The 23154-nt window shown below is 70.8% G+C and carries 15 protein-coding genes; 3 read left to right on the top strand and 12 right to left on the bottom strand.

The features are described from left to right. The 8 genes from QIT00_RS21565 to QIT00_RS21530 form a co-directional block, all read right to left on the bottom strand. Nucleotides 1-1443 (bottom strand): sulfatase family protein, encoded by a 1443-nt coding sequence (locus QIT00_RS21565; RefSeq protein ID WP_282536975.1) that lies wholly within the window; start codon nucleotides 1441-1443, stop codon nucleotides 1-3. Nucleotides 1444-1549: 106 nt separating this feature from the next. Continuing rightward, nucleotides 1550-3721 (bottom strand): glycoside hydrolase family 3 N-terminal domain-containing protein, encoded by a 2172-nt coding sequence (locus QIT00_RS21560; protein WP_282536974.1) that lies wholly within the window; start codon nucleotides 3719-3721, stop codon nucleotides 1550-1552. Nucleotides 3722-3857: 136 nt separating this feature from the next. Further along, entirely contained in the window at nucleotides 3858-6383 is a 2526-nt protein-coding gene (locus QIT00_RS21555; RefSeq protein ID WP_282536973.1) for a beta-galactosidase, read from the bottom strand. Further along, nucleotides 6380-7861, bottom strand: coding sequence for a glucoamylase family protein (locus tag QIT00_RS21550; protein WP_282536972.1), 1482 nt, complete (start codon nucleotides 7859-7861; stop codon nucleotides 6380-6382). The genes QIT00_RS21555 and QIT00_RS21550 overlap by 4 nt, the downstream gene beginning before the upstream one ends. 145 nt (nucleotides 7862-8006) lie before the next feature. After that, nucleotides 8007-8822 (bottom strand): carbohydrate ABC transporter permease, encoded by an 816-nt coding sequence (locus QIT00_RS21545; protein ID WP_282537008.1) that lies wholly within the window; start codon nucleotides 8820-8822, stop codon nucleotides 8007-8009. A gap of 71 nt (nucleotides 8823-8893) precedes the next feature. Next, complete coding sequence (locus tag QIT00_RS21540; RefSeq protein ID WP_282536971.1) at nucleotides 8894-9946, bottom strand: carbohydrate ABC transporter permease; 1053 nt, start codon at nucleotides 9944-9946, stop codon at nucleotides 8894-8896. A 3-nt stretch (nucleotides 9947-9949) separates the two neighbouring features. Beyond that, nucleotides 9950-11197: a sugar ABC transporter substrate-binding protein gene (locus QIT00_RS21535; protein WP_282536970.1), complete on the bottom strand. Its 1248-nt coding sequence runs from the start codon at nucleotides 11195-11197 to the stop codon at nucleotides 9950-9952. A 169-nt stretch (nucleotides 11198-11366) separates the two neighbouring features. Further along, the gene (locus QIT00_RS21530; protein ID WP_282537007.1) at nucleotides 11367-12437 is read right to left on the bottom strand and encodes a LacI family DNA-binding transcriptional regulator; all 1071 of its coding nucleotides are present in this window, start codon (nucleotides 12435-12437) and stop codon (nucleotides 11367-11369) included. A gap of 341 nt (nucleotides 12438-12778) precedes the next feature. Here QIT00_RS21530 and QIT00_RS21525 point away from each other — a divergent pair, with 341 nt between their 5' ends. Then, nucleotides 12779-13936 (top strand): alkaline phosphatase PhoX, encoded by a 1158-nt coding sequence (locus tag QIT00_RS21525; protein WP_282536969.1) that lies wholly within the window; start codon nucleotides 12779-12781, stop codon nucleotides 13934-13936. A gap of 201 nt (nucleotides 13937-14137) precedes the next feature. On the opposite strand, the gene ppdK is transcribed toward QIT00_RS21525, so the two are convergent. Next, nucleotides 14138-16849, bottom strand: a complete 2712-nt coding sequence (ppdK, locus tag QIT00_RS21520; protein ID WP_282536968.1) for a pyruvate, phosphate dikinase — start codon at nucleotides 16847-16849, stop codon at nucleotides 14138-14140. Nucleotides 16850-17304: 455 nt separating this feature from the next. Next, nucleotides 17305-18417, bottom strand: a complete 1113-nt coding sequence (locus tag QIT00_RS21515) for an FAD-dependent monooxygenase (RefSeq protein WP_282536967.1) — start codon at nucleotides 18415-18417, stop codon at nucleotides 17305-17307. Nucleotides 18418-18583: 166 nt separating this feature from the next. On the opposite strand from QIT00_RS21515, the gene QIT00_RS21510 reads away from it, so the two are divergent. Next, a complete protein-coding gene (locus tag QIT00_RS21510) occupies nucleotides 18584-19753 on the top strand; it encodes a TetR/AcrR family transcriptional regulator C-terminal domain-containing protein (protein ID WP_349017199.1) in 1170 nt (389 codons plus the stop codon). A gap of 229 nt (nucleotides 19754-19982) precedes the next feature. Here the strand turns inward: QIT00_RS21510 and dusB are convergent, their stop codons facing one another. Further along, entirely contained in the window at nucleotides 19983-21146 is a 1164-nt protein-coding gene (gene dusB, locus QIT00_RS21505) for a tRNA dihydrouridine synthase DusB (RefSeq protein ID WP_282536966.1), read from the bottom strand. Between the two features lie 90 nt (nucleotides 21147-21236). Between dusB and QIT00_RS21500 the strand changes: the two genes are divergently transcribed. Beyond that, complete coding sequence (locus tag QIT00_RS21500; protein ID WP_282536965.1) at nucleotides 21237-22772, top strand: MFS transporter; 1536 nt, start codon at nucleotides 21237-21239, stop codon at nucleotides 22770-22772. Nucleotides 22773-22889: 117 nt separating this feature from the next. Here the strand turns inward: QIT00_RS21500 and QIT00_RS21495 are convergent, their stop codons facing one another. Next, the gene (locus QIT00_RS21495) at nucleotides 22890-23060 is read right to left on the bottom strand and encodes a DUF6243 family protein (protein ID WP_282536964.1); all 171 of its coding nucleotides are present in this window, start codon (nucleotides 23058-23060) and stop codon (nucleotides 22890-22892) included. Nucleotides 23061-23154 lie beyond the last annotated feature (94 nt).

The following is a 23154-nucleotide window of genomic DNA, read 5'->3' as shown; positions in this document are numbered from 1 at the left end:
TCAGTTCCCTTCGCTTGCGGCGTGGGGCATGACACCTTGCGGGGTGTCACCGAACTCGGCCTGGATTCGGGCGAGTTGGTCGTTCAGCTCGATGACGGTGTCGGCGTACGCGGGATCGTCGTAACGGTTGTGCGTCTCGTGCGGGTCGGTCGTCAGGTCGAACAGCTCCCAGGCCGCCGGGCGCGGGGCGTCCTCGGCGCCGTCGGCGCCGGAGCCGTGGCCCGGGTAGTGGATCAGCTTGTGGGTGCGGGTGCGGATGCCGTAGCAGGCCTGGACGTTGTGGCAGACGTCGAGGTGCATGTAGTAGCGGTAGTAGACGGCGTCCCGCCAGTCGTCCGGCCGCGCGCCCCTGAGGAGGGGGAGCAGCGAACGGCCCTGCATACGGGGGTGGGGTGCGAGGCCCGCCAGGTCCAGCAGGGTGGGCGCGTAGTCGATGTTGGCGACGAGTTCCGCGTGCCGGGAGCCGGGCTCGGTGACGCCGGGCCAGCGCAGCACCAGCGGGATGCGCATGCCCTCCTCGTACATGAACCGCTTGTCGAACCAGCCGTGTTCGCCGAGGAAGAAGCCGTGGTCGGAGGTGTAGGCGACGGCGGTGGCGGCGTCGAGGCCGGTGACGTCCAGGTAGTGCAGGACACGGGCGACGTTCTCGTCGAGGGCGGCGATCACCCGCAGGTAGTCCTTGATGTAGCGCTGGTAGCGCCACTCGCGCTCCTCGCGCGCCGAGAGACCTTCCGGTACGGGTACACCCTTGAGGTCCTCGTCCGTGAGGTCCTCCATGCTCATCGCGGCCTCCTGGGCGGCGGGGGCACGGCCGTCGAGGTCGTCGTGGAGGGTCGGCGGGGCGGGGACGGTGTCGTGCTCGTAGAGGTGCCGGTGGCGGGGTGCGGGCTCGAACGGGCGGTGCGGGGCCTTGTGCTGGATCAGCAGGCAGAAGGGCTTGTCGGGGTCGCGACGGTCGAGCCAGCCGAGGGCGAGGTCGGTGATGATGTCGGTGACGTAGCCGGGGTACTTGGTGCGGCCCTCGGCGGTGACGAACTCGGGGTCGTGGTAGACGCCGTGCTCGGGGAGGATCTCCCAGTGGTCGAAGCCCTCCGGGTCGTGGCCCGCACCGTGCCCGAGGTGCCATTTGCCGATGATCGCGGTCTGGTAGCCGGCCTCGCGCAGAAGCTGCGGGAAGGAGGGCTGGCTCGCGTCGAACTTGTGGTGCGGGCCTTCGAGCGACGTCATGCCGTTGACATGGCTGTACGTGCCGGTCAGGAGGGTGGCGCGGGCCGGGGAGCAGATGGCGTTGGTGCAGAAGGTGTTCTCGAAGACCGTGCCCTCGGCGGCGAGGCGGTCCACCGCCGGGGTTCTGTTGATCACGCTGCCGTACGCGCCGATGGCGGCCGGGGCGTGGTCGTCGGTCATGAACAGGATGATGTTCGGCCGGTGCGGCGCGGTCATGACGGCTCCGTTGCGAGGTATGCGAGGTAAGGGCGGGGCCGGCGGTGGTCTCCGCCGGCCCCGGTGGTCTCAGCGTGTGACGGTGGTCTCCGCCGACCCCGTGGTCTCAGCGTGTGACGGTCAGCGTCGCGCGGGCCTCGGCGCGTGAGCTGGTGCCCGCGTACACGTCGATCGCGCCCGGCTCGATCACGTACCGCCCGCTCTGGTCGTTGGTCCAGAACCCGAGGTCGTCGGCGCCGAGGGTGAAGGTCAGCTCACGGGACTCGCCCGGTGCCAGGGTGACCCGCTCGAAGCCGCGCAGGCGGCGGACCGGCTGGGCGATGCTCGCGACCGGGTCGTGGACGTAGAGCTGGACGACTTCGTCGCCGGTCCGCTCGCCGGTGTTGGTGACCGCGACCCGTACGTCGATCCGCTGACCGTCGCCCAACTCGCCCACGCCGACCGACGGTTGGCCGAGCACCGGCTCGCCGGTCGTGAACGTCGTGTAGCTCAGGCCGTGCCCGAAGACGAACTGCGGCCCGTCCGCGAGGTCCAGGTACTTGGACACGTACTTCTCGTCGGAGCGGGGGTCGTGCGGGCGGCCCGTGCTCTCCCGGTTGTAGTAGACGGGGATCTGGCCGACCGCGCGCGGGAAGCTGACGGGCAGCTTGCCGCCCGGGGCGACGGCGCCGAAGAGGACGTCGGCGATGGCGCGGCCCGCCTCGATGCCGGGGTGCCAGGCCTCCAGGAGCGCCGGTACGCCGTCCACCCAGTCGCCGATCGTGAGCGGGCGGCCGTTGAGGAGGACCACGACGAACGGCTTGCCGGTGGCCGCGACGGCGGCGATCAGCTCCGCCTGCCCTTCGGGCAGCGCGATATCGGCGCGTACGGCGGCCTCGCCGCTCAACTCGGGCTCCTCGCCCACCGCGAGGACGGTGACGTCGGCGGCCCGTGCCGCTTCGGCCGCCGCCTCGGCGTCGGCCCCGGCGTGCGTGACGGTGGCGTCGGGGGCGGCGGCCCGCACGGCGTCGAGGAGGCCGGCCGAGGGGAAGCGGCGGCAGCCGGGGCCCGCCCAGGTGCCGTGCAGGTCGGTGTGGTCGGCGAACGGGCCGACCACCGCGATCGTCCCGGACGACGTGGCGTCGAGGGGCAGCACGCCGCCGTCGTTCTTCAGCAGGACCATCGAGCGGGCGCCGGTGTCCCGGGCGGCCGCGCGCGCCTCGGGCGTCGGCTCGTCGATCGCGGCGGACTCGTCGGTGTACGGGTGGTCGAAGAGGCCGAGCGCGAACTTCAGGGCGAGGACGCGGGCGACCGCGTCGTCCAGGCGCTCCTCCGTGATGAGGCCGTCGGCGAGGAGCTGCTCGCCGTGGCCGGCGATGCGCGTGGAGACCATCTCCATGTCGAGCCCGGCCGTCAGGGCGAGCCGGGCGGCGTCGGCGCCATCGGCCGCGTAGCCGTGCGCGATCAGCTCCTCGACGCCCGTGTAGTCGCTGACGACGACGCCGTCGAAGCCCCACTCCTCCTTGAGGATGCCGGTCAGGGTGTGCGGGTTGCCGTGCGCCGGGACACCGCTGACGGTGTTGAAGGCGGCCATGACGGTCGCCACTCCGGCGTCCACGGCGGCCTTGAACGGGGGCAGGTAGTGGTTGCGCAGGCGCTGTTCGGAGACGTCGACCGTGTTGTAGTCCCGGCCGCCCTCGGCACCGCCGTACGCCACGAAGTGCTTGGCGCAGGCGGCCACCCGGTCGTCGGCGGCGAGGTCGTCGCCCTGGTAGCCGCGGGTCTTGGCGACGGCGAGGACGGCGTTCAGGTACGGGTCCTCGCCGCAGCTCTCGGCGATCCGGCCCCAGCGTGGCTCGTGCGTGACGTCCATCATCGGCGAGAACGTCCAGCGGATGCCGTTGGACCTGGCCTCCTTCGCGGACACCTCGGCGTCCCGTACGACGACCTCGGGGTCGAAGGCGGACGCCTGGGCCAGCGGGATCGGGAACGTGGTCCAGAAGCCGTGGATCACGTCCAGGCCGAAGACCAGCGGGATGCCGAGCCGTGACTCCTCGACGGCCATCCGCTGCAGGGTGTTGGTGTGGGCCGCGCCGTGCAGGTTCAGCACCGAACCGAGCAGACCCGCGCGGGCGGCGCGCTCGACCTCCTCGGTCTGGCCGCCGCCGGGCCCGGTGTCGCCGGTCCAGGTGAGCTGCTGGAGCTGGCCCAGCTTCTCCTCGACCGTCATCCGGCTGAGCAGCTCCTTGACCTCGTTCTCGTAGACCTCGGTCGGGTGCGGTCGGTCCGGTCGGTGCATGTCTTTGAGTCCTCTGTTTCCCGTGGCGTCGGGCCCGAGTTCACGTGGCGCCGGGTCAAATGTATGCGCATACATCAATGCTTGTAAAGGTCACTCGGGGCGCGCCGGATCCGACTCCCGGCGCGCCCTGAGGGGTTCACCCCGCGCGGACCGTGAACTCCCCGCGGCCGCGCACCCGCAGCAGCGTGCGGCCGCCCTCGGTGGCGACCTTGGCGCCATGGCAGTGGGCGGGCCCGTCGACGGCGACGACGGCCTCATCGCCGAGAGCGCGGAAGGACACCCGCCCCTCACGTATCGCGGTGATCTCGGCGGTGGCGTACGCGATCCTCAGCCCGCCGGCGGTGACGCCGAGCGGCAGCATGGCCGCGGCACGCCCCGCCAGATGGAGTCGCTCCCCGCCGAACAGCGGCTTGCCGCGCTCGGCGAAGGCGACGTCCTGGCCGTACCCGGAGGCGATGTTGAAGGCGTGCAGGAGCCGTCCGCCACCGTCCGCGTCCACCGTGGTGAGGGCGAAGACCCCAGGCAGCCGGGCGTCGTTGGTGACTTTGGGCCGGACGCCCAGCTCGGCGAGGGCGGCGGTCCAGAAGTCCAGGTCGCAGCGGTAGTCGGCGGTAATGACGACGGCCCGGCCCTTGCCGACGGGGACGTCGAAGCCGCAGCCCTCGCCCGTGGTCACCTCACGGAGCACCACGTCGCCACGGCTCGCGGAGGCCAACTGGGCCTTGCCCGCCCGCACTTCGGCTCGCGGCGCGGCCCAGCCGTGCGCCGTCACCGACAGGAAGAACCGGTTCGCGTCGGTGAGCGTCTTGCCGGGCTTCAGGCCGAGCGCGTCCCGCAGCTCGGTCGACGCGTCGCCCGCCATGTCCTTGCCCGGCAGCGTTCCGGAGAGCAGCAGCTTGCCGCCCGCCTCCAGGTACCGCACGAGCCGCCGCTGGAGCGCGCCGTCCAGGTACGCGCCGGTGGCGAGCGCGAGCGCCGGGGTGCGGTCCGGGTCGAGGTCGCCCGCCTGGAGGTCGACGCTGTCGTACCGGAAGCCGCCGAGCAGCATGGCGCGCGCGAGCACGTCGCCGGGACCGGAGCCGCGCACGGACTGCACGTCGCTCAGGACGGCCTGCACCGCCTCGGTGTCCGGTCGGTACTCGGTGAGGTAGTGGTCCGGCACGAACGCGAGGGAGAGCCGGTCGTGCTGGGGCTTCATCGGCGCGAGCAGGCCCGCGTTGCCGTTGACCGCGTGCACCGTGCGCTTCAGGGACGGGTAGCTGGGCCCCGGGCGGCCCTCCGGGTCGACCGGGGCGGCGAAGCCGTGGCGTTCGCCGGTCGAGCCGATCCGGTCGTTGCCGTCGCCTGTGGGCCGGTCGAGCTTGGGGTTGAACCCGCCCGCGAACAGGTAGTAGTTGATCATTTTGGCGCCCTGGGCCAGACAGAGCCTGGTCTTCAGGTCGGCGGCCTCGGCGCCCGACTGGTTGTTCAGGGTGTTGCCGTAGTCGGCGTGCCCGGCGTCGAACTCCAGGGCGGTGACCGGCTGGTCGCTGTCGTGCACGGCGTCCATGAACGCGTTGACCAGGTACAGGTCGGTCACGTTCTTGAAGGTCAGATCGCCGAGGTAGAAGTCGGCGCCGGAGATCATCCCCGGCTTGCCCGCGTACGTCTTCATCAACTGGCTGATCCCGATGGGGAAGTTCTCGGCGGTGCCGCCGCCGGTGCCGTGGATGTTGATCAGGAACGGGATGCCGCGCACCCCGTGCTCCTCGGCGGCCTCGCGCAGGTCGGCGACGTAGCGGGCGAAGCGGCCGCGCATGAACGCCCCGAGGTCGTGCATCAGGGCGGCGGAGTACGCGTTCCCCGGGGCACGGACCGACTTGTTCCGCTCGGCCTCCGGCCGGCCCGCGAAGGGGTAGCGCCCGCCGAGGTCCTGGCCGTACGTCTGCTCCAGCCAGGGGTGGAAGTCGGCGAGCAAGTGGTCGGTCAGAGCGGGGGTGTTGCTCACCCAGTCGAGCATGCCGATCTCGTTGTCGAGCTGGCAGGCGACGACACCGGGGCGGCCGCCTCGCCGCAGCCGCTGCGCGAGCACCGGCATCACGGCGGCGTACCAGCGGCGGGCCTCCTTCAGGAAGGCGGGCGCGAGGAGGTCGACGGCGGGTGTGGTGCCGGGCTTGCCGTTCCAGCCCTCGGGGTTGATCTCCGGGTGCTCCTCGCGCACCCGGTCGGGCACGCCCTCGCCCTTCAACTCGGCCATGGTGAACGGGCCGGGGCGGGCGACGATGTCGCAGCCGTTCTCGATGCACAGGTCGAGGAACGCCCCGAGGTCCCGCTCGGCGCGGGTGCGGCCGGTGACGTCGATCTTCCCGTCGGCCGTCTCGTGCCACATCCACGGGATGTACGTGGCGATGGCGGTGAGCCCGGCCTCCTTGGCCTTGTCGAGCCGGGACTGCCAGTCGGCGCGCTTGAGCCGGAAGTAGTGGATCTCGCCGCCGAGTACGAGCACGGGCTCGCCGTCGACGAGGATCTTCTTGTCGCGGTACGTGACGAGGGGCTGATCGGCCTTGGCCGGCTTCTCGTCGGCGGCCGCGGACGTCGGCGTGCCGGAGGCGGCGGCCGTGACGACCCCGGCCGCGGCGGTGCCGAGGACGGTGCGGCGGCGCACCGCTGGAAGAGCGCTCACAGGCCGAAGTCCTCCTTCGCGATCAGCGGCTTGAGGTTCGCGCGGAACCCGCCGCCGCGGAACGGGCGTTGCAGCAGACCCGGCTTGAGGGCCTGGGCGAAGGCGGCGGCCGCCATGCCCTGGTCGAGGGAGAGCATCCGGTCGCTGACCTTGCCGGTGGAGACGTTGACGGAGTCGTAGAACCCCATGCCGTCCTCGTACGCGTCGAAGTCCCGTCGGATGCGGCGGAGGTTGGTGACCGCCTCGCGCGGGGTGACGAGCAGCGCGAGCGCGCCCGCGTGCGGGGTGACGACGCCGTTGGTGTACGCGGAGGGGTCCGGCGCGGGCTGACCGTACGGGACGTAGGTTCGGTCGGTGTTGGAGCAGTAGCCTGCGGGGTTGATGCCGAGGTACTGGACGCCGTACTCCTGGTAGCCGCCCTCGGGGACGTTGCACGGGGAGAAGCCCCAGTAGCCGTACTCGGTGTCGATGAGGCCGTGGTCGCGCTGGCCGAGGGCGTGGTGGGTGAGCGTGGTGCGCCAGGAGGCGTTCCACCGCGCGGAGGGCACGAACAGCTCCGGCATCAGCTGGCCGAACATGTCGCCGCCCCAGCCGGGCACGGTGTTCCGGCCGCGGTAGGTGTAGTGCCCGTTGAAGTAGCGCACGCCGTCCCGCGTGACCCACATGCCGGCAGGCGGCATCTCCTGCTTCTCGCCGGGCTCGAACGTGCGGTACATCCGCCAGTAGTGGTCGGGCGTGACCGTGCCGTCGGCCAGGCCCAGGTAACCGGCCATCCGGGTCTCGGAGACGAGGGTGCCGTAGAAGTACGGGGTCAGGGCGTCGTCGGCGACCCGGAAGCCGGTGTGCATGTGGCCGGGGTGCGCGGCGGGGTCGGCGGCGTCGTACGGCTCGTAGAAGAAGGACCAGTCGATGTCCTTCCTGAGCTTGCGGATGCGCGGCGCGAGCAGCGGGTCGGCGTCCTCGGCGATGCGCAGGCCGACGTCGAGCCAGGCGTTGTCGACGGAGGAGAGCAGGTGGCTGACGGGGTCGCCGCTGCCGGGCCAGGTGTCGAGGACCTCGCCGGTGAACGTGTCGTACCAGTTGAACCAGAAGCCGTGCAGCCGCTCCATCGTCTCGACGGTGGCGAGCGTGCGGGCGAGCCTGCGGTGCATCTCGCGCTCGCTGATCACGCCGAGGCCCGCGGCGGCGACGGTGGACCACAGCCAGCAGCCGATGTTGGTGGTGGAGGTGTTCTGGGTCAGGACCGGCTTCGCGCCGCTCAACCTGATGTTGTCGGCGGGCAGTCCGCTCTCGGCGACCATGGCTTCGAGCGAGCGGTACGTGTCGGTGAACCAGCCCTTGAGCAGGGCCTCCGCGTCGGCCGTGGAGCGCCGGGCGGCGGCGTGGGCGGGTGCGGTGCCGAGGGCGAGGGCGCCGGTGGCGCCCGCGGCGGCGGCGGCGGCGGCGGCGGCGGCGGCGAGGAAGGTACGGCGTTGCATGGTTCGGTCAACTCCCTGAGGGGCGGCAGTTCCGGGCAGCGCGAACGAGCCCGGGGCGGGCTGGTGCGTACGAGAGGGATGTGTGCACGGGGCCGACGGCGGTCAGGTGGCCGTCGGCCCCGTACGAATCAGGCGGCTCAGACGCCTACTTGAGGCCCGCCGTGGCGATGCTCTGCGTGAAGAACCGCTGGAGCAGGACGAAGACGACGAGGACGGGCAGCACGATCAGGAGCGCACCGGCCATCAGGACGCCGTTGGCGCCCTCGGACTGGGTGGGGTCGGTGGCGAAGGTGGCCAGGGCCACGGGCAGGGTGTACTTGTCCGGGTCGTTGGTGGCGACGAGGGGCCACAGGAAGTTGTTCCACGAGCCGAGGAACACGAAGATCGACAGCGTCGCCAGGGCGGGCTTGACCTGCGGAATCACGATCCGCCAGAAGATGTACCACTCACTGGCGCCGTCCACCCGGGCCGCTTCGAGCAGCTCGTCGGGCACGGTCGACATGAACTGCCGCATCAGGAACACCCCGAAGGCTCCTGCCGCGAAGGGCAGGATCAGCGCCGCGTAGGTGTCGATGAGGCTCAGCTTGCTCATCATCACGAACTTCGGCATCAGCATCAGGTTGCCGGGCACCATCAGGGCGGCCATGACGACACCGAAGACCGCCTTCTTGCCGGCGAACTTCAGCTTGGCCAGGGCGTATCCGACCATGGAGCAGAACACCAGGTTGCAGAGGGTCACGAAGACCGCGACGACGACCGAGTTGCCGAAGAAGAGGCCGACGTCCATCCGGTCGAGCAGTTCGCTGAAGTTCGCCAGTGTCCACTCGGTGGGCAGCCAGGCCGGCGGGCTGGCCGACAGGTCCGCGGGCGTCTTGAACGCGGCGAGCGCCATCCACAGGAACGGGCCGGTCATGACCAGCAGGCCGAGGCTGAGCAGGACGTAGGTCAGGGCCCGCCGCATCCGGGTACGGCGGTCCCGGGCCGCGTAGCCGTCGCTGCGCGTGGCGGGCGCCGAGGTGTCGGTGAGTGAGCTCATTTCGTCCTGTCCTTCAGGAGCCGCAGTTGAAGCAGCGTCACGGCCAGGATGATCACGAACAGCGTGTACGCCATCGAGGACGCGTAGCCCATGTGGAAGAAGTCGAAGCCCTCGCGGTACATGTACAGCGAGACGGTGAGCGTGCTGTCGGAGGGGCCGCCGTCGGTCATCACGAACGGCTCCTCGAAGACGTTGAGGAAACCGATCGTCGTCATCACCGCGACGTACAGCATCGTGGGCGTGAGCAGCGGGACCGTGATCTTCCTGAACTCCTGGAACGCGCCCGCGCCGTCCACCCGCGCGGCCTCCCGCACCTCGGTGGGGATGGCCTGCAGTCCGGCCAGGAAGAGGACCATCGCGGTGCCCATGTTCCGCCAGACCGCCATCACGATCAGGGACGGCATGGCGAGCGCTTCCGAGCCGAGGAAGTCCGGGGCGGTGAACCCCAACTCCCGTGCAAGGCCCGCGATCAGGCCCTCGGAGGGATCGAGGACGAACTTCCACACGACGGCGACCGCGACGATCGCGGTCACCACCGGCGCGTAGAACCCGACGCGGAAGAACGTACGGAACCGTTCGATGCCCGAGTTGAGGAGCACGGCGGCGAACAGGCCGCTGCCGATGGTGAGCGGCACCCCGAGGACGACGAAGTAGGCGGTGTTGAACAGCGCCTTCAGGAACAGCTCGTCCTGGAACAGCTTGGTGTAGTTCTCCAGGCCGATGAACTCGGCGTCCATCGGGTTGGTGACGTTGCGCAGGCCGAAGTCGGTGAAGCTCATCAGGAGCGTCGCCGCGATCGGGAACGCCATGAAGGTGAGGAAGAAGGCCAGGAACGGCGTCGAGTAGAGCCAGCCGGCGAGGTTGTGCCGGGAGAGCCGGTCACGGCGGAGCTTCGGGGTGCCGTCTGCGGACCTGTCGCTCGCGGGGGTCCTGGGCGCCGGTGCCTTCCCGCCGGACGCGGCCCGCTCGGCGGAGGCAGAGGAAGAGGAAGAGGCGGAGGCAGAGGTCGTGGGCGTGGTCGTGGGCGTGGACGTGGTCGGAGCTCTCATCGCTCAGGACACCAGGCTCTCGGCGTTCTTCTGCAGCTCCGCGGCGAGCTTCGCCGGGTCGCCGCCCTTGGCGAGCTTCTCCAGGGTGAGGTCGATCTGGTGGGCTATCTCCTCCCACTTCGCGATCGGCGGGATGGCCTGCGCGGCGTCGAGCGAGGCCTTGAAGTCCTCGACGTCGGCCTTCTTGAGCTGCGGCTCGTTCCAGGCGTTCTGGTTGGCGGGCAGCGACTTGGCCATCTCGTACCACTTGGCCTGCGTCTTCGCGTCGGTGAGGAACTTGGTGAACTCCTGCGCCGCGGCCTTGTGCTCGCTGCCCGCGAAGGTGACGAGGGAGGCGCCGCCGATGATGTTGCCCTGCTTGGCGCCGGACGGCAGCGGCACCGTCTCGTACTGGTCGGCGACCTTCGGGACCTGGTCCTCGATGTTCTGGACCATCCACGGGCCGGAGGCGAACATCGGCACCTTGTCCGCGCCGAAGTCCTTGATCACGTCATAGCCGGGGGTGGGGCGGGTGCCGCGCGCGAGGCCCTTGTCGAAGTACTTGGCGTACTCGGTCAGCGCCTTGACGGACTCCGGGGAGTCGAGGGTGGGCCTGCCGTCCTTGTCGACCAGCGTGCCGCCCGCCTGGAAGAGGTACGGCAGCCAGTTCTGCCAGGCGCCGTCACCGCCGGCGGGCAGCGAGAACGCCCACTTCGTGGAGTCGAGCTTCTTGTACCCCTCGGCCAGCTTCAGTTGGTCCGCCCAGGTCTTGGGCTCGCCCTGCACACCGGCCTTCTTCGCCAGGTCCGTGCGGTAGTAGAGGACGCGGGTGTCGACGTACCACGGCACGCCGTAGACCTCGCCGTCCTTCTCGTTGCCCTGCCAGGCGGCCGGGAAGAAGTCCTTCTCCTCGAACACCTCGGTGTCGACGGGTTCGAGGGCGCCCAGCTCGATGAACTCGCCCACCCAGGTCGAGCCGAGCTGCGCCATGTCGGGCAGCTGGTCGGCGGCCGCGGCGGAGACCAGCTTCTGGTGCGCGACGTCCCAGCCGACCGGGGTCACCTTGACGGTGATGCCCGGGTGCTCCTTGTTGAACGTCTTCGCGATCTCCGCGACCCGGTTGCCCTCCTCACCCATGGCCCACACGGTGAGGGTCTGCTTCGCGTCCGCGCTCACCTGCTTCTCGTCGCCGCCGCCACAGGCCGTGAGACCGAGGGACAGGACCAGAGCGGTCGCGGTCAGAGTCGTACGAGACATGGCCGTGCGGGACATGTGGGCTCCTCCTTGAGTACGCGCGCCGCTGTTCTGTAAGCGCATACAGGACTCTCTAGGAACCACAGCTTCCGGACAAGGGTGGCCTGGTAACGGTTCCGTAAACCTGCCGACACCTCGGTGCCCCCAGGAGGACGTACGGACTCTGACGCCCCCTGGGACCCCGGCCCTACGCCCCGCAGCCGCAACTCGCCCGGCGGGCCACGGCGGTCGGCAGGGTCGGCGAGACCACGGGGCGCTCCCGGTCGGCGAGACGGGCGAGGAGCAGTTCCACGGCCCGCTCGCCCAGGCGCGGCATCGGCTGCCGCACCGTGGTGAGGGCGGGCCGCACGAGCCGCCCGAGCGGAATCCCGTCGAACCCGGTGACGGCGAGGTCACCGGGCACCGACACCCCACGCTCGGCGAGGGCGTGCAGCGCCCCGACCGCCATCTGGTCGTTGGCGAACACCAGTCCCTGGAGCCGCGCCCCGTCCCGGTCGAGCAGTTCCAGGGCGGCCTTGCGGCCCGCGGCCAGCGTGAGGTCACCCCGGGTCGCCGGCAGCTCGGGCAGCGGCAGACCGGCGGCGAGGTGGGCGGCCTGGAACCCCCGGAAGCGCGCACCTGCGTCCGGCGAGTCCTCGGGACCACCGATGAACGCCAGGTCACGCAGCCCGTGATCCTCGATGAGATGGCGGGTGAGCTCCATCTGCCCGTCGAAGTTGGCGACGTCGATCCGGTCGACACTCCCCCGCCCCCGCGCCTGGTCCCCGGCGAGGACCACGACCGGCAGCCGCCGCGACACCATGTCGAGCGCGTCGGCGGGCACGTGGTGCGCGAGCACGGCGAGGCCGTCCACCCGCCCCGCCACCTCCGGCAGCACCTCGCCGGCCCGGTCCATCGGCGCGGCGGCGATCAGCAGGGCGTACCCACGCCGGCGCGCGGCCCGCTCCATACCGCGGATGACCTCGTCCCCGTAGAAGCTCAGCTCGACGTCCTCCATGGCGCCGTCCGGCACGGAACCCTCGGCCCGCGCCTCCGCCTGGGCCTCGGCCTCGGGGTCGGCGAAGTCGGGGAAGAACAGGCCGAGCACTCCGGTGGACCTGCTGGCCAGCCCCCGGGCGCTCGCGCTGGGTACGTAGCCGAGCTCCTGCCCGGCCGCCAGGACCTTCTCCCGCGTCGCGGCCCGTACGGTGTCGGGGTTCCGGTAGACGCGGGACACCGTGGCGATGGACACCCCGGCGCGCTCGGCCACGTCGTACACGGTGGGCCCACTCGTCTCACTCACGCTCACGTGCCCCTCGTCTCCGGTCGGCTCCCTGCATGGAAGCGCATTCAGAGTATCCGCGGGTGGGAGCGGGTGACAAACAGGACAGGGCGGGTGGGGTCGCCCAGGCGGGCGGGCACGAGAACCACGCCCACCCGCACACCACCCACCCCCGCCCAACCACCCACCGGAGCGGGCGAGTTGAGGTGGCCCCTCTCCTCACCACCCGTCCAACCTCCGGCCACGCCCCGTCCACCCACGAGCCCTACCTTCCACTGCGCGCGACCCCGTCGCCGCATCCGGTGGCGGGCCGGACTCCACACCCCTCTGGAGTGACAGTGGAACGTCGAACCTTCCTGCGCGGCGCGGTCATCGGCGGCTCGGTGGCCGCCTTCGGTGGTTCGCTGTGGGCCGGTGCCGCCCACGCGGCCCCCGCCCAGCCCGGCGCCGGACCGTACGGGGCGCTCGGCCCCGCCGACGCCAACGGCATCCGCCTGCCCAGCGGCTTCGGCAGCCGGGTCGTCGCCCGCTCCGGCCAGCAGGTCACCGGCACCGACCACACCTGGCACAACGCCCCGGACGGCGGCGCCTGTTACGAGGACGGCGCGGGCTGGATCTACGTATCCAACTCGGAGATCAACCCGGGCGGCGGCGCGAGCGCGGTGGCGTTCTCCTCGACCGGCGCGATCACGGGCGCGTACCGCATCCTCTCCGGCACCCGGCAGAACTGCGCGGGCGGCAAGACGCCGTGGAACACCTGGCTGTCCTGCGAGGAGGTGGACCGCGGCTATGTCTTCGAGACCGACCCGTGGGGCGTACAGGCGTCCGTCCGCCGGGACGCGATGGGCCGCTTCAAGCACGAGGCCGCGGCGGCCGACCCGGTCCGCAGGACGATCTACCTCACCGAGGACGTCACCGACGGCTGCTTCTACCGCTTCACGCCCACGACTTGGGGCGATCTGTCGGCGGGCACGCTGGAGGTCCTCGTGGCGGACTCGGGCACGAGCGGCCCGGTGACCTGGGCCGAGGTCCCCGACCCGAGCGGCGCGTCCACCGCCACCCGCAACCAGGTCTCGGGCGCGAAGCGCTTCACCGGGGGCGAGGGGTGCTACTACGCGGACGACACGTGCTGGTTCACCACCAAGGGCGACAACCGCGTCTGGCAGTACAACGCCGCCGCGCAGACCGTCGAGCTGGCCTACGACGACTCGTTGGTGGACGGCGACGCCCCGCTCACCGGCGTCGACAACGTGACGGGTGCGGCCTCCGGTGACCTCTTCATCGCGGAGGACGGCGGCAGCATGGAGATCTGCCTGATCACCCCGGACGACGTGGTCGCCCCGTTCCTGCGCGTCGACGGCCAGTCGGGCTCGGAGATCACGGGCCCGGCGTTCTCCCCGGACGGGACGAGGCTGTACTTCTCGTCGCAGCGCGGGACTTCGGGGTCTTCGTCGGGCGGGATCACGTACGAGGTGAGCGGCCCGTTCCGGGCCTAAAAATCAGCCCCTCCGGCGTTTGAGGAGCGGGGTCTGGGGCGGAGCCCCAGTTCGGGAAGGCGCGGGGAGGGGAAACGCAAAGGGGGCGCCCCCGCACAAGGGCGCCCCCTTCCGTGGTGAACCGGGACCGGTGCCGGATCGGTGAGGGTCGGGTGACACAGCTCCGGTCCCGGGGTTCAAGGGCCCAGGCGGGCCCTGGTCTCAGCGGCTGTCGCTGCCCTTCGACTCCGCCGCAGCCCGCCCCGCCTCAAGCCGCGCGACCGGAATCCGGAACGGCGAGCAGGAGACGTAGTCGAGCCCCACCTCGTGGAAGAAGTGCACCGACTCCGGGTCACCGCCGTGCTCACCGCAGACGCCGAGCTTCAGGTCGGGCCGCGTCTCACGCCCCGCCTTCACCGCGTTGCGGACGAGCGAGCCGACGCCGTCCTTGTCGATCGTCTCGAACGGCGAGACACCGAAGATGCCCTTCTCCAGGTACGCCGTGAAGAACGAAGCCTCCACGTCGTCCCGGGAGAAGCCCCACACGGTCTGCGTGAGGTCGTTCGTGCCGAAGGAGAAGAACTCGGCGGCCTCGGCGATCTGCCCGGCGGTGAGCGCCGCACGCGGCAGCTCGATCATCGTGCCGAGCGCCAGCTTCAGCTCGACGCCGGTCTGCTCCTGAACCTCCGCGATGACCTTCTCGGCGTCCTCGCGGACGATCTCCAGCTCCTGGACGGTGCCGACGAGCGGAATCATGATCTCGGCGCGCGGGTCGCCCTTGGCGTTCTTGCGCTCCGCGGCGGCCTCGGCGATCGCCCGTACCTGCATCGTGAACAGGCCCGGGATCACGAGACCGAGACGGACACCGCGCAGACCCAGCATCGGGTTCTGCTCGTGCAGGCGGTGCACGGCCTGGAGCAGGCGCAGGTCGTTCTCGTTGGAGTCCTTGCGGGACTCGGCGAGCGCGACGCGGACCGACAGCTCGGTGATGTCGGGCAGGAACTCGTGCAGCGGCGGGTCGAGGAGGCGGACGGTGACGGGCAGTCCGTCCATCGCCTCGAACAGCTCGACGAAGTCCTTCTTCTGCAGCGGCAGGAGGTCCTTGAGCGCGGCCTCCCGCTCGTCCTCGGTGTCGGCGAGGATCAGCTTCTCGACCATCTCGCGGCGCTCGCCGAGGAACATGTGCTCCGTGCGGCACAGGCCGATGCCCTGGGCGCCGAAGCGGCGGGCGCGCAGCGCGTCCTCGGCGTTGTCGGCGTTGGCGCGCACCCGAAGGCGGCGCTTGCCGTCGGCGAACGACATGATCCGGTGGACGGCGGCGACCAGCTCGTCGGCCTCGTCGGCGCCCGCGTGCATCCGGCCCTCGAAGTACTCGACGACCGGGGACGGCACGACGGGGACCTCACCGAGGTACACCTTGCCGGTGGAGCCGTCGATGGAGACGACGTCGCCCTCCTCGACGACGGTGTCGCCGACGGTCATCCGGCGCCGCTTGGTGTCGACCTCCAGGTCCTCCGCGCCGCAGACACAGGTCTTGCCCATGCCGCGGGCGACGACGGCGGCGTGCGAGGTCTTGCCGCCGCGCGAGGTCAGGATGCCCTCGGCGGCGATCATGCCGTCCAGGTCGTCCGGGTTGGTCTCACGGCGGATCAGGATGACCTTCTCGCCGGAGCGCGACCACTTGACGGCCGTGTACGAGTCGAAGACGGCCTTGCCGACCGCGGCGCCCGGCGAGGCGGCGATGCCGCGGCCGATCTTCTCGACCTTGGCGTCGTCGTCGAAGCGCGGGAACATCAGCTGCGCGAGCTGGGCGCCGTTGACGCGCTGCAGCGCCTCGGCCTCGTCGATCAGGCCCTGGTCGACGAGCTGCGTGGCGATACGGAAGGCGGCACCGGCGGTCCGCTTGCCGACGCGGGTCTGCAGCATCCACAGCTGGCCGCGCTCGATGGTGAACTCGATGTCGCAGAGATCCTTGTAGTGGTTCTCAAGCGTCGTCATGATCTCCATGAGCTGGTCGTACGACTTCTTGTCGATCTGCTCCAGCTCCGCGAGCGGCACGGTGTTGCGGATGCCCGCGACCACGTCCTCGCCCTGCGCGTTCTGCAGGTAGTCGCCGTACACGCCGGGCTGGCCGCTGGCCGGGTCACGGGTGAAGGCGACACCGGTGCCCGAGTCGGGGCCGAGGTTGCCGAAGACCATCGAGCAGACGTTGACGGCGGTGCCGAGGTCGCCGGGGATGCGCTCCTGGCGGCGGTACAGCTTGGCGCGGTCCGTGTTCCACGAGTTGAAGACCGCCTCGATGGCGAGGTCCATCTGCTCGCGCGGGTCCTGCGGGAAGTCCCGGCCGGCCTCGGTCTTGACGATCTTCTTGAACTTGGTGACGAGCTTCTTGAGGTCGGCCGCCTCCAGGTCCGTGTCGACGGCGACCTTCTTGGCGGTCTTGGCGGCCTCGAGGGCGTCCTCGAACAGCTCGCCGTCGACGCCGAGCACGGTCTTGCCGAACATCTGGATCAGACGGCGGTACGAGTCCCACGCGAAGCGGTCGTCGCCGGCCTGCTTGGCGAGGCCCTGCACGGATTTGTCGGAGAGCCCGATGTTGAGGACGGTGTCCATCATTCCGGGCATCGAGAACTTGGCGCCCGAACGCACGGAGACGAGCAGCGGGTCGTTGCCCTGGCCGAGCTTCTTGCCCATCTGCTTCTCGAGCGCGTCGAGGTGGGCGGTGACCTCGTCCCGGAGCGCGGCCGGCTCCGCACCGTTGGCGAGGTACTCCTTGCAGGCCTCGGTGGTGATCGTGAAGCCGGGCGGCACGGGAAGACCGAGGTTGGTCATCTCGGCCAGGTTGGCACCCTTGCCACCGAGCAGGTCCTTGAGGTCCCTGTTGCCCTCGGTGAAGTCGTAAACAAACTTCTGGCGGTCTACGTGTTCCGACACGGGCCTGTCTCCTCGGTGCGGCTGCCCTGACGGCGAGGAACATACCCAGATCGAAGGCATCTGGGTACGTCCACTCAGACGTCATAGGGCCGCAACCACCCGTCCGCCAGCAGATCAAAAGTAATGCCCAGGTCATGTCGCGCGCGGCGCGGTGTTCAGGGCGCGAAGTGGACTACCCCCGTAGATCCCGATTTGGCGCTCAGATGAGCGGGGTTCTCCCTCACTTGCGTTCAAGTCTTGAATGGAAAATGGATGGCACTGAGTGCCAGCGTTGGAGAGGTGCAGACGATCAAGATCCGCTCATCTGAGCGTGAGCCCTATCAAGGGTGGCGAGAATCACGCCCCGAACGGGGCTCGTACGGGGCTCGAACGGGGCGCGTCTTCCACGATCCGGACGCCTCCCGGACGCCCCGAGGACGCCTTCCCGACGTGCTGCGGGACGCCCGAGCCACGGCTCAGCCGTCCAGCGCGAAGGCGTTCTTGGCCTGCTCGACGGACTCCTCCGAGGCGGGCCCGCCCGCGTTCTCGGTGGCCAGCGCCTGGTTGAGCGCCACGAAAGGGCGCATACGACGCTCGTACGCGGCATACGCCTCCCCGTGATCGCCGCCCGCCCTCGCCAGGCAGGCGGCCAGCTCATGAGCGCCGACGAGCGCCAGGCTCGTGCCCTGCCCCGACAGCGGGGACGGGCAGTACCCGGCGTCGCCGAGGAGGACGACCCGGCCCCGCGACCAGCGGTCCAGGTGGATCTGGGCCATGGCGTCGCAGTAGAAGTCCGGCGCCGTGCGGGCGGCCTCGGCCAGGCGGGCGCCCTCCTCCCAGGGCAGCGCCGCGAGCCGCTCCGCGACGCGCCGCCGCAGCGCCTCCGCCGTCCGCAGGTCGGCGCTCAGCGGCTCGGACTCGAAGCCGAAGGCGATCCTGAGCTCCGCGTTGTCGCGTACGGGCATGACGCCGAAGCCGATGTCGCCGTCCCGCAGCCACACCTGCCAGTCGTCCAGGCCGAGGAGGTTCTCCGCGCCGAACACGGAGACGTACGAGCCGAGGTGGCGGACGAACCGCTCCTCCGGGCCGAACGCCAGGCGACGCACGGTGGAGTGCAGGCCGTCGGCGCCCACGACCAGGTCGAAGGTGCGGGACGGGCCGTGCGCGAAGTCGACCCGTACGCCCGACTCGTCCTCGTCGAGCCCGGTGACGCTGTCGCCGAAGAGGTACTCCACATCCGCGCGCGTCCGCTCGTACACGATCCGCACCAGGTCCTCGCGCAGCACCTCGATGTCGCCGCTGTCCAGCCGGCCGCTGCTGTAGGCCACCTCGGTGGAGCGGTGGAGCTCCTTGCCGTCGGGGGCCAGCAGCGACATGCCGCGCATCCGGGTCCGCACGCGGTCGAGCTGTTCCGACAGACCCATGCGCTCCACGACGCGCAGGGCGACGCCGCGGATGTCCACGGCCTGGCCGCCGGAGCGCGGGCTCGGGCTGCGTTCGACGACGGTGGGCACGAAGCCGTGGTGGCGCAGCCAGTGCGCGAGAACGGGTCCGGCGATGCCGCCGCCTGAGACGAGAACGGTTCGCATGAGGGCTCCTTCAGCGGTGTGTACGGTGTACGCCCTGAGTAAGGTACGACCCGCCCACACGGCCCTCAACTGGGCTTTCCCTTCGCTGTACTAGGGCAGAAGACGCCCGCCGCCCGGTCGCCGCTGCTAGCCTCTGCACTAGTACAGGAGCGAAAGGCGGTCGGGTGTGACGAAGGCCACAGGGGCGGCTGGCGCTCCTCCCTATCTGCGGATCGCCGCCGAGATCCGGCGGCGTATCGCGGACGGTGAACTCGCGCCCGGGGACCGGGTGCCGTCGACCCGGCAGATCTCCGCGCACTGGGGCGTCGCGCTCGCGACCGCCACGAAGGTCCTGACGACCCTGCGCCTGGAAGGGCTCGTGGAGGCCCGCCCTCGGGTCGGCACGGTCGTCGCCCCTGCCGCCCCGTCCGCGCCCACGTCCGCGCCCACGTCCACGTCCACATCCGCGCCCGCCGCGCCGACCGCCGCGGCGGCCCGTGACCGACCCGCCCCGGACGCGGAGTTGAGTCTCGGCCGGATCGTCCGCGCCGCCATCGACATCGCCGACGCCGAAGGGCTTGCCGCGTGCTCTATGCGTGCCGTCGCGGCCCGGCTCGGTGTCGCCGCGATGTCGATCTACCGGCACGTGCCGGGCAAGGACGAGCTCGTCCTGCACATGGCCGACGCCGCGTTCGGCGAGGAGACCTACCCGGCGGAGGCGGACGCCCCCGAGGACTGGCGCACCCGGATCGAGCTCGGCGCCCGGACCCTGTGGCGGCTGCACCAGAAGCACCCGTGGCTGGCCCAGATCGGCTCCCTCACACGGCCGCTCCTCGTACCGAATCTGCTGGCGCACGGCGAGTGGATGCTGAGCGCCCTCGACGGCCACGGCCTCGATCCGACCAGGCTGTTCGACATCCACGTCCTGCTCTACAGCCATGTCCACGGCCTGGCGGTGCACCTGGAGATGGAGGCGCACGCCGAGGCGGCCACCGGCCAGTCCGAGGAGCAGTGGATGGACAGCCGCGCACCCGTCCTCGGGGAGCTCACCGAGTCGGGCCGCTTCCCGCACTTCACGAAGGCGGTCGGCTCCTTCGAGAACGGCTACGACCTACGGCTCGACGTGCTCTTCGAGTTCGGCCTCAAGGCGCTGCTCGACGGACTCACCCCGGTGATCGAGGCCGGAAATTCCAGCCCCACCGGCGCACAATCCACTCCGTCCGGCGCACAATCCAGCCCGTCCGGCCCACAATCCAGCCGGTCCGGCGCTCAATCCAGCCGTCCGGCCCGCAACCCAGCCCGTCCGGCGCTTGAGGACGAGCCCGCAGGGCGACAATCAAGCCCGTCCGGCGTTTGAGGACCAGGCCGAAGGGCGACAATCCAGCCCGTCCGGCGCTTGAGGACCAGGCCGAAGGGCGACAATCCAGCCCGTCCGGCGCTTGAGGACCAGGCCGAAGGGCGACAATCCAGCCCGTCCGGCGTTTGAGGACCAGGCCGAAGGCCGAGTGAGGGCGCGGGGTCCGGGGCGGCAGCCCCGGGAGACCGAGCCCCGGACCACCCGCACCGCACTACGACCGAAGAAACCCTCACCCCCCGGACGTGTCCAGCTCCGCCTCCTCGCTGATCCCCGCGCAGTCGTACGGATCCTTCAGCCAGCCGTCCGGCAGGACCACCCGGTTGTTGCCCGACGTGCGGCCGCGGGGGCCGTCCGCGCCGTCCGGCCAGTCCTGGTCGAGGTCCAACTCGTCGAGCCCCGCGCGCAGTTCGGCCAGCGACGAGGTGATCGCCAGGCGCTTGCGCATCTCGGAGCCGACCGCGAACCCCTTCAGGTACCAGGCGACGTGCTTGCGGAAGTCGATGACGCCCCGCGACTCGTCCCCTATCCACTCTCCGAGCAGCGTGGCGTGCCGCACCATCGCGTCCGCGACCACCCGGAGCGTCGGGCGCACGCGGTCCTCGCGCCCCTCGAACGCGGCGACGAGGTCGGCGAAGAGCCACGGCCGGCCCAGGCAGCCGCGGCCCACGACCACGCCGTCACACCCCGTCTCGCGGACCATGCGCAGCGCGTCGTCCGCCGACCAGATGTCGCCGTTGCCGAGGACCGGGATCTCCGGGACGTGCTCCTTGAGGCGGGCGATGGCGTCCCAGTCGGCCGTGCCGCCGTAGTGCTGGGCGGCCGTTCTGCCGTGCAGGGCGATGGCCGTGACGCCCTCCTCGACGGCGATCCGGCCCGCGTCCAGGAACGTGATGTGGTCGTCGTCGATGCCCTTGCGCATCTTCATCGTGACCGGGAGGTCCCCGGCGCCGGTCACGGCCTCGCGCAGGATCGCGCGCAGCAGCGGCCGCTTGTACGGGAGGGCCGAGCCGCCGCCCTTTCTCGTCACCTTGGGCACGGGGCAGCCGAAGTTGAGGTCGATGTGGTCGGCCAGGCCCTCCTCCGCGATCATGCGGACGGCCTTGCCGACGGTGACGGGATCGACGCCGTACAGCTGGATCGAGCGGGGCTTCTCCGTCTCGTCGAAGTGGACCAGCTGCATCGTCTTCTCGTTGCGCTCGACCAGCGCTCTCGTCGTGATCATCTCGCTCACGAACAGGCCCTTGCCGCCGCTGAATTCGCGGCAGAGCGTGCGGAACGGCGCGTTCGTGATGCCCGCCATGGGGGCGAGCACCACCGGTGGCTGCACGGTGTGCGGTCCGACGGCGAGGACGGTGGCGGGCTGCTCCTGGGCGCCCTGGGCGAGCGTGGTCATGCCCCCCATTGTCGCGTACCGAAGCCCGGTCCCGGTCCGCCTGTGGATACTCGTTAGTTAGCCGTACTAGTGAGACGTAGCATGGAACCCATGCCCGAGCCGACCCCCCACGAGCTCACCCAGGAGCCCACCGCCCCCACCGCCCGCCGACGGCTGCTGATCCTCGCCATCTGCTGCATGAGCCTGCTGATCGTCAGCCTCGACAACACCGTCCTGAACGTCGCCCTGCCCTCGATCCGCGAGGACCTGCACGCCGATGTGGCGGGCATGCAGTGGACGATCGACGCGTACACCCTGGTCCTGGCCTCACTCCTGATGCTCGCCGGGTCGACGGCCGACCGGATCGGGCGCCGCAAGGTCTTCAAGGCCGGGCTCGTCCTGTTCACGCTCGGCTCGGTGCTCTGCTCGCTCGCGCCGAACCTGGAGTCGCTTGTCGCGTTCCGCGCGGTGCAGGCGGTGGGTGGTTCGATGCTCAACCCGGTGGCGATGTCGATCATCACCAACACCTTCACCGAACCGCGCGAGCGCGCCCGCGCGATCGGTGTCTGGGGCGGCGTCGTCGGCATATCCATGGCGGCAGGTCCGCTGGTCGGCGGGCTGCTCGTGGACACGGTCGGCTGGCGCTCGATCTTCTGGATCAACCTGCCGGTGGGTCTCGCGGCCCTCCTCCTGACCATCCGGTACGTCCCCGAGTCCCGCGCCCCGAAGCCCCGCCGCCCCGACCCGGTCGGCCAGCTCCTGGTCGTGGCGCTGCTCGGCTCCCTGACGTACGCGATCATCGAGGCGCCCGCCGCCGGCTGGACCTCGCCCGAGACACTGCTGCTCGCCTCGGTCGCCGCGCTCGCCCTGGCCGGGCTCCTGATCTACGAGCCCAGGCGTGCCGAACCCCTCATCGACCTGCGGTTCTTCCGCAGCGCACCGTTCAGCGGCGCCACCGTGATCGCGGTCTGCGCCTTCGCCGCGCTCTCCGGTTTCCTGTTCCTGTCGACGCTGTACCTGCAGGACGTACGGGGACTCGGCGCGCTGGACGCGGGCCTGTGGATGCTGCCGATGGCGGCCCTGACGTTCCTGTGCGCACCGCTGTCCGGGCGGCTCGTCGGCAGCCGTGGGCCGAGACTCTCGCTGCTCGTGGCCGGAGTGGCGATGAGCGCGAGCGGGGTGCTTTTCGCGGCCTTCGACGCGGAGACCTCCGACGTCACGCTCGTCCTCGGCTACGTCCTGTTCGGGCTCGGCTTCGGCTTCGTCAACGCGCCCATCACCAACACCGCCGTCGCCGGGATGCCGCGCGCCCAGGCCGGGGTGGCCGCCGCGGTCGCCTCCACCAGCCGGCAGATCGGCGGCACCCTCGGCGTCGCGGTGATCGGCGCGGTCCTTGCCTCCGGCCTCGCCGGGCCGGGCGGGGCCGGATTCGTTGCGGCGAGCCGGCCCGCCTGGTGGATCATCACCGGGTGCGGCCTCTGCGTATTCGCGGTGGGCGCGCTCACCAGCGGACGCTGGGCCCGTACGACGGCGGCACGGACGGCGCAGCAGCTGGACGAGGCGACACGGGGGCAGTCCGCTCGTGCCGGTGCCGTCGTTCGGCCGCGGCGCCGTCGTGGCTGGTCGCGCCCCGCGGGGAGCCGCTGATGTCACAGCCCCGCGCCCCTGAGACAGCCCCTCCGGGGCCGGTCTCTGCCGACGGTGAGTGATCGCTCACCATCGGCAGAGACCGCATGAACTACGAAGCGGACTGCGCGCGATGAACTACGAAGCAGACTGCGCGCGTTCGCGCATCTTGCGGAGGAGTTCCTGCTTCTTCTCGGCGGCGGTCCTGCGGTCGGCCGCGCTGTCCGCTGCGGCGCCCTGTCCGTCGGTGCGGGACAGCTTCTTGCGCTGTCCGCCGACGCCGAGCAGGTTGTTACGGCTCTTGGCCATGCGTGCTCCCGTTCACGGGTGAAAGGTGGGTGTCGACTCGTCGACGCGTGGCGAGGGGCGGGATCTCGGCCCGCGCGCTCTCACTCGTAGAGCG

The organism is Streptomyces luteolus (assembly GCF_029968015.1).
In the GTDB taxonomy this organism is placed as follows: Bacteria; Actinomycetota; Actinomycetes; order Streptomycetales; family Streptomycetaceae; genus Streptomyces; species Streptomyces luteolus.
Note: the sequence above shows the minus strand (reverse complement) of the source record. Positions and strands in the feature narration are given on the sequence as shown.

Coding starts and splice junctions, on each gene's coding strand:
- QIT00_RS21565 (WP_282536975.1), bottom strand. CDS start 1,443: ATGACCGCGCCGCACCGGCCGAACATCATCCTGTTCATGACCGACGAC.
- QIT00_RS21560 (WP_282536974.1), bottom strand. CDS start 3,721: ATGCACCGACCGGACCGACCGCACCCGACCGAGGTCTACGAGAACGAG.
- QIT00_RS21550 (WP_282536972.1), bottom strand. CDS start 7,861: ATGCAACGCCGTACCTTCCTCGCCGCCGCCGCCGCCGCCGCCGCCGCC.
- QIT00_RS21545 (WP_282537008.1), bottom strand. CDS start 8,822: ATGCGGCGGGCCCTGACCTACGTCCTGCTCAGCCTCGGCCTGCTGGTC.
- QIT00_RS21540 (WP_282536971.1), bottom strand. CDS start 9,946: ATGAGAGCTCCGACCACGTCCACGCCCACGACCACGCCCACGACCTCT.
- QIT00_RS21535 (WP_282536970.1), bottom strand. CDS start 11,197: ATGTCCCGCACGGCCATGTCTCGTACGACTCTGACCGCGACCGCTCTG.
- QIT00_RS21515 (WP_282536967.1), bottom strand. CDS start 18,417: ATGCGAACCGTTCTCGTCTCAGGCGGCGGCATCGCCGGACCCGTTCTC.
- dusB (WP_282536966.1), bottom strand. CDS start 21,146: ATGACCACGCTCGCCCAGGGCGCCCAGGAGCAGCCCGCCACCGTCCTC.
- QIT00_RS21500 (WP_282536965.1), top strand. CDS start 21,237: ATGCCCGAGCCGACCCCCCACGAGCTCACCCAGGAGCCCACCGCCCCC.
- QIT00_RS21495 (WP_282536964.1), bottom strand. CDS start 23,060: ATGGCCAAGAGCCGTAACAACCTGCTCGGCGTCGGCGGACAGCGCAAG.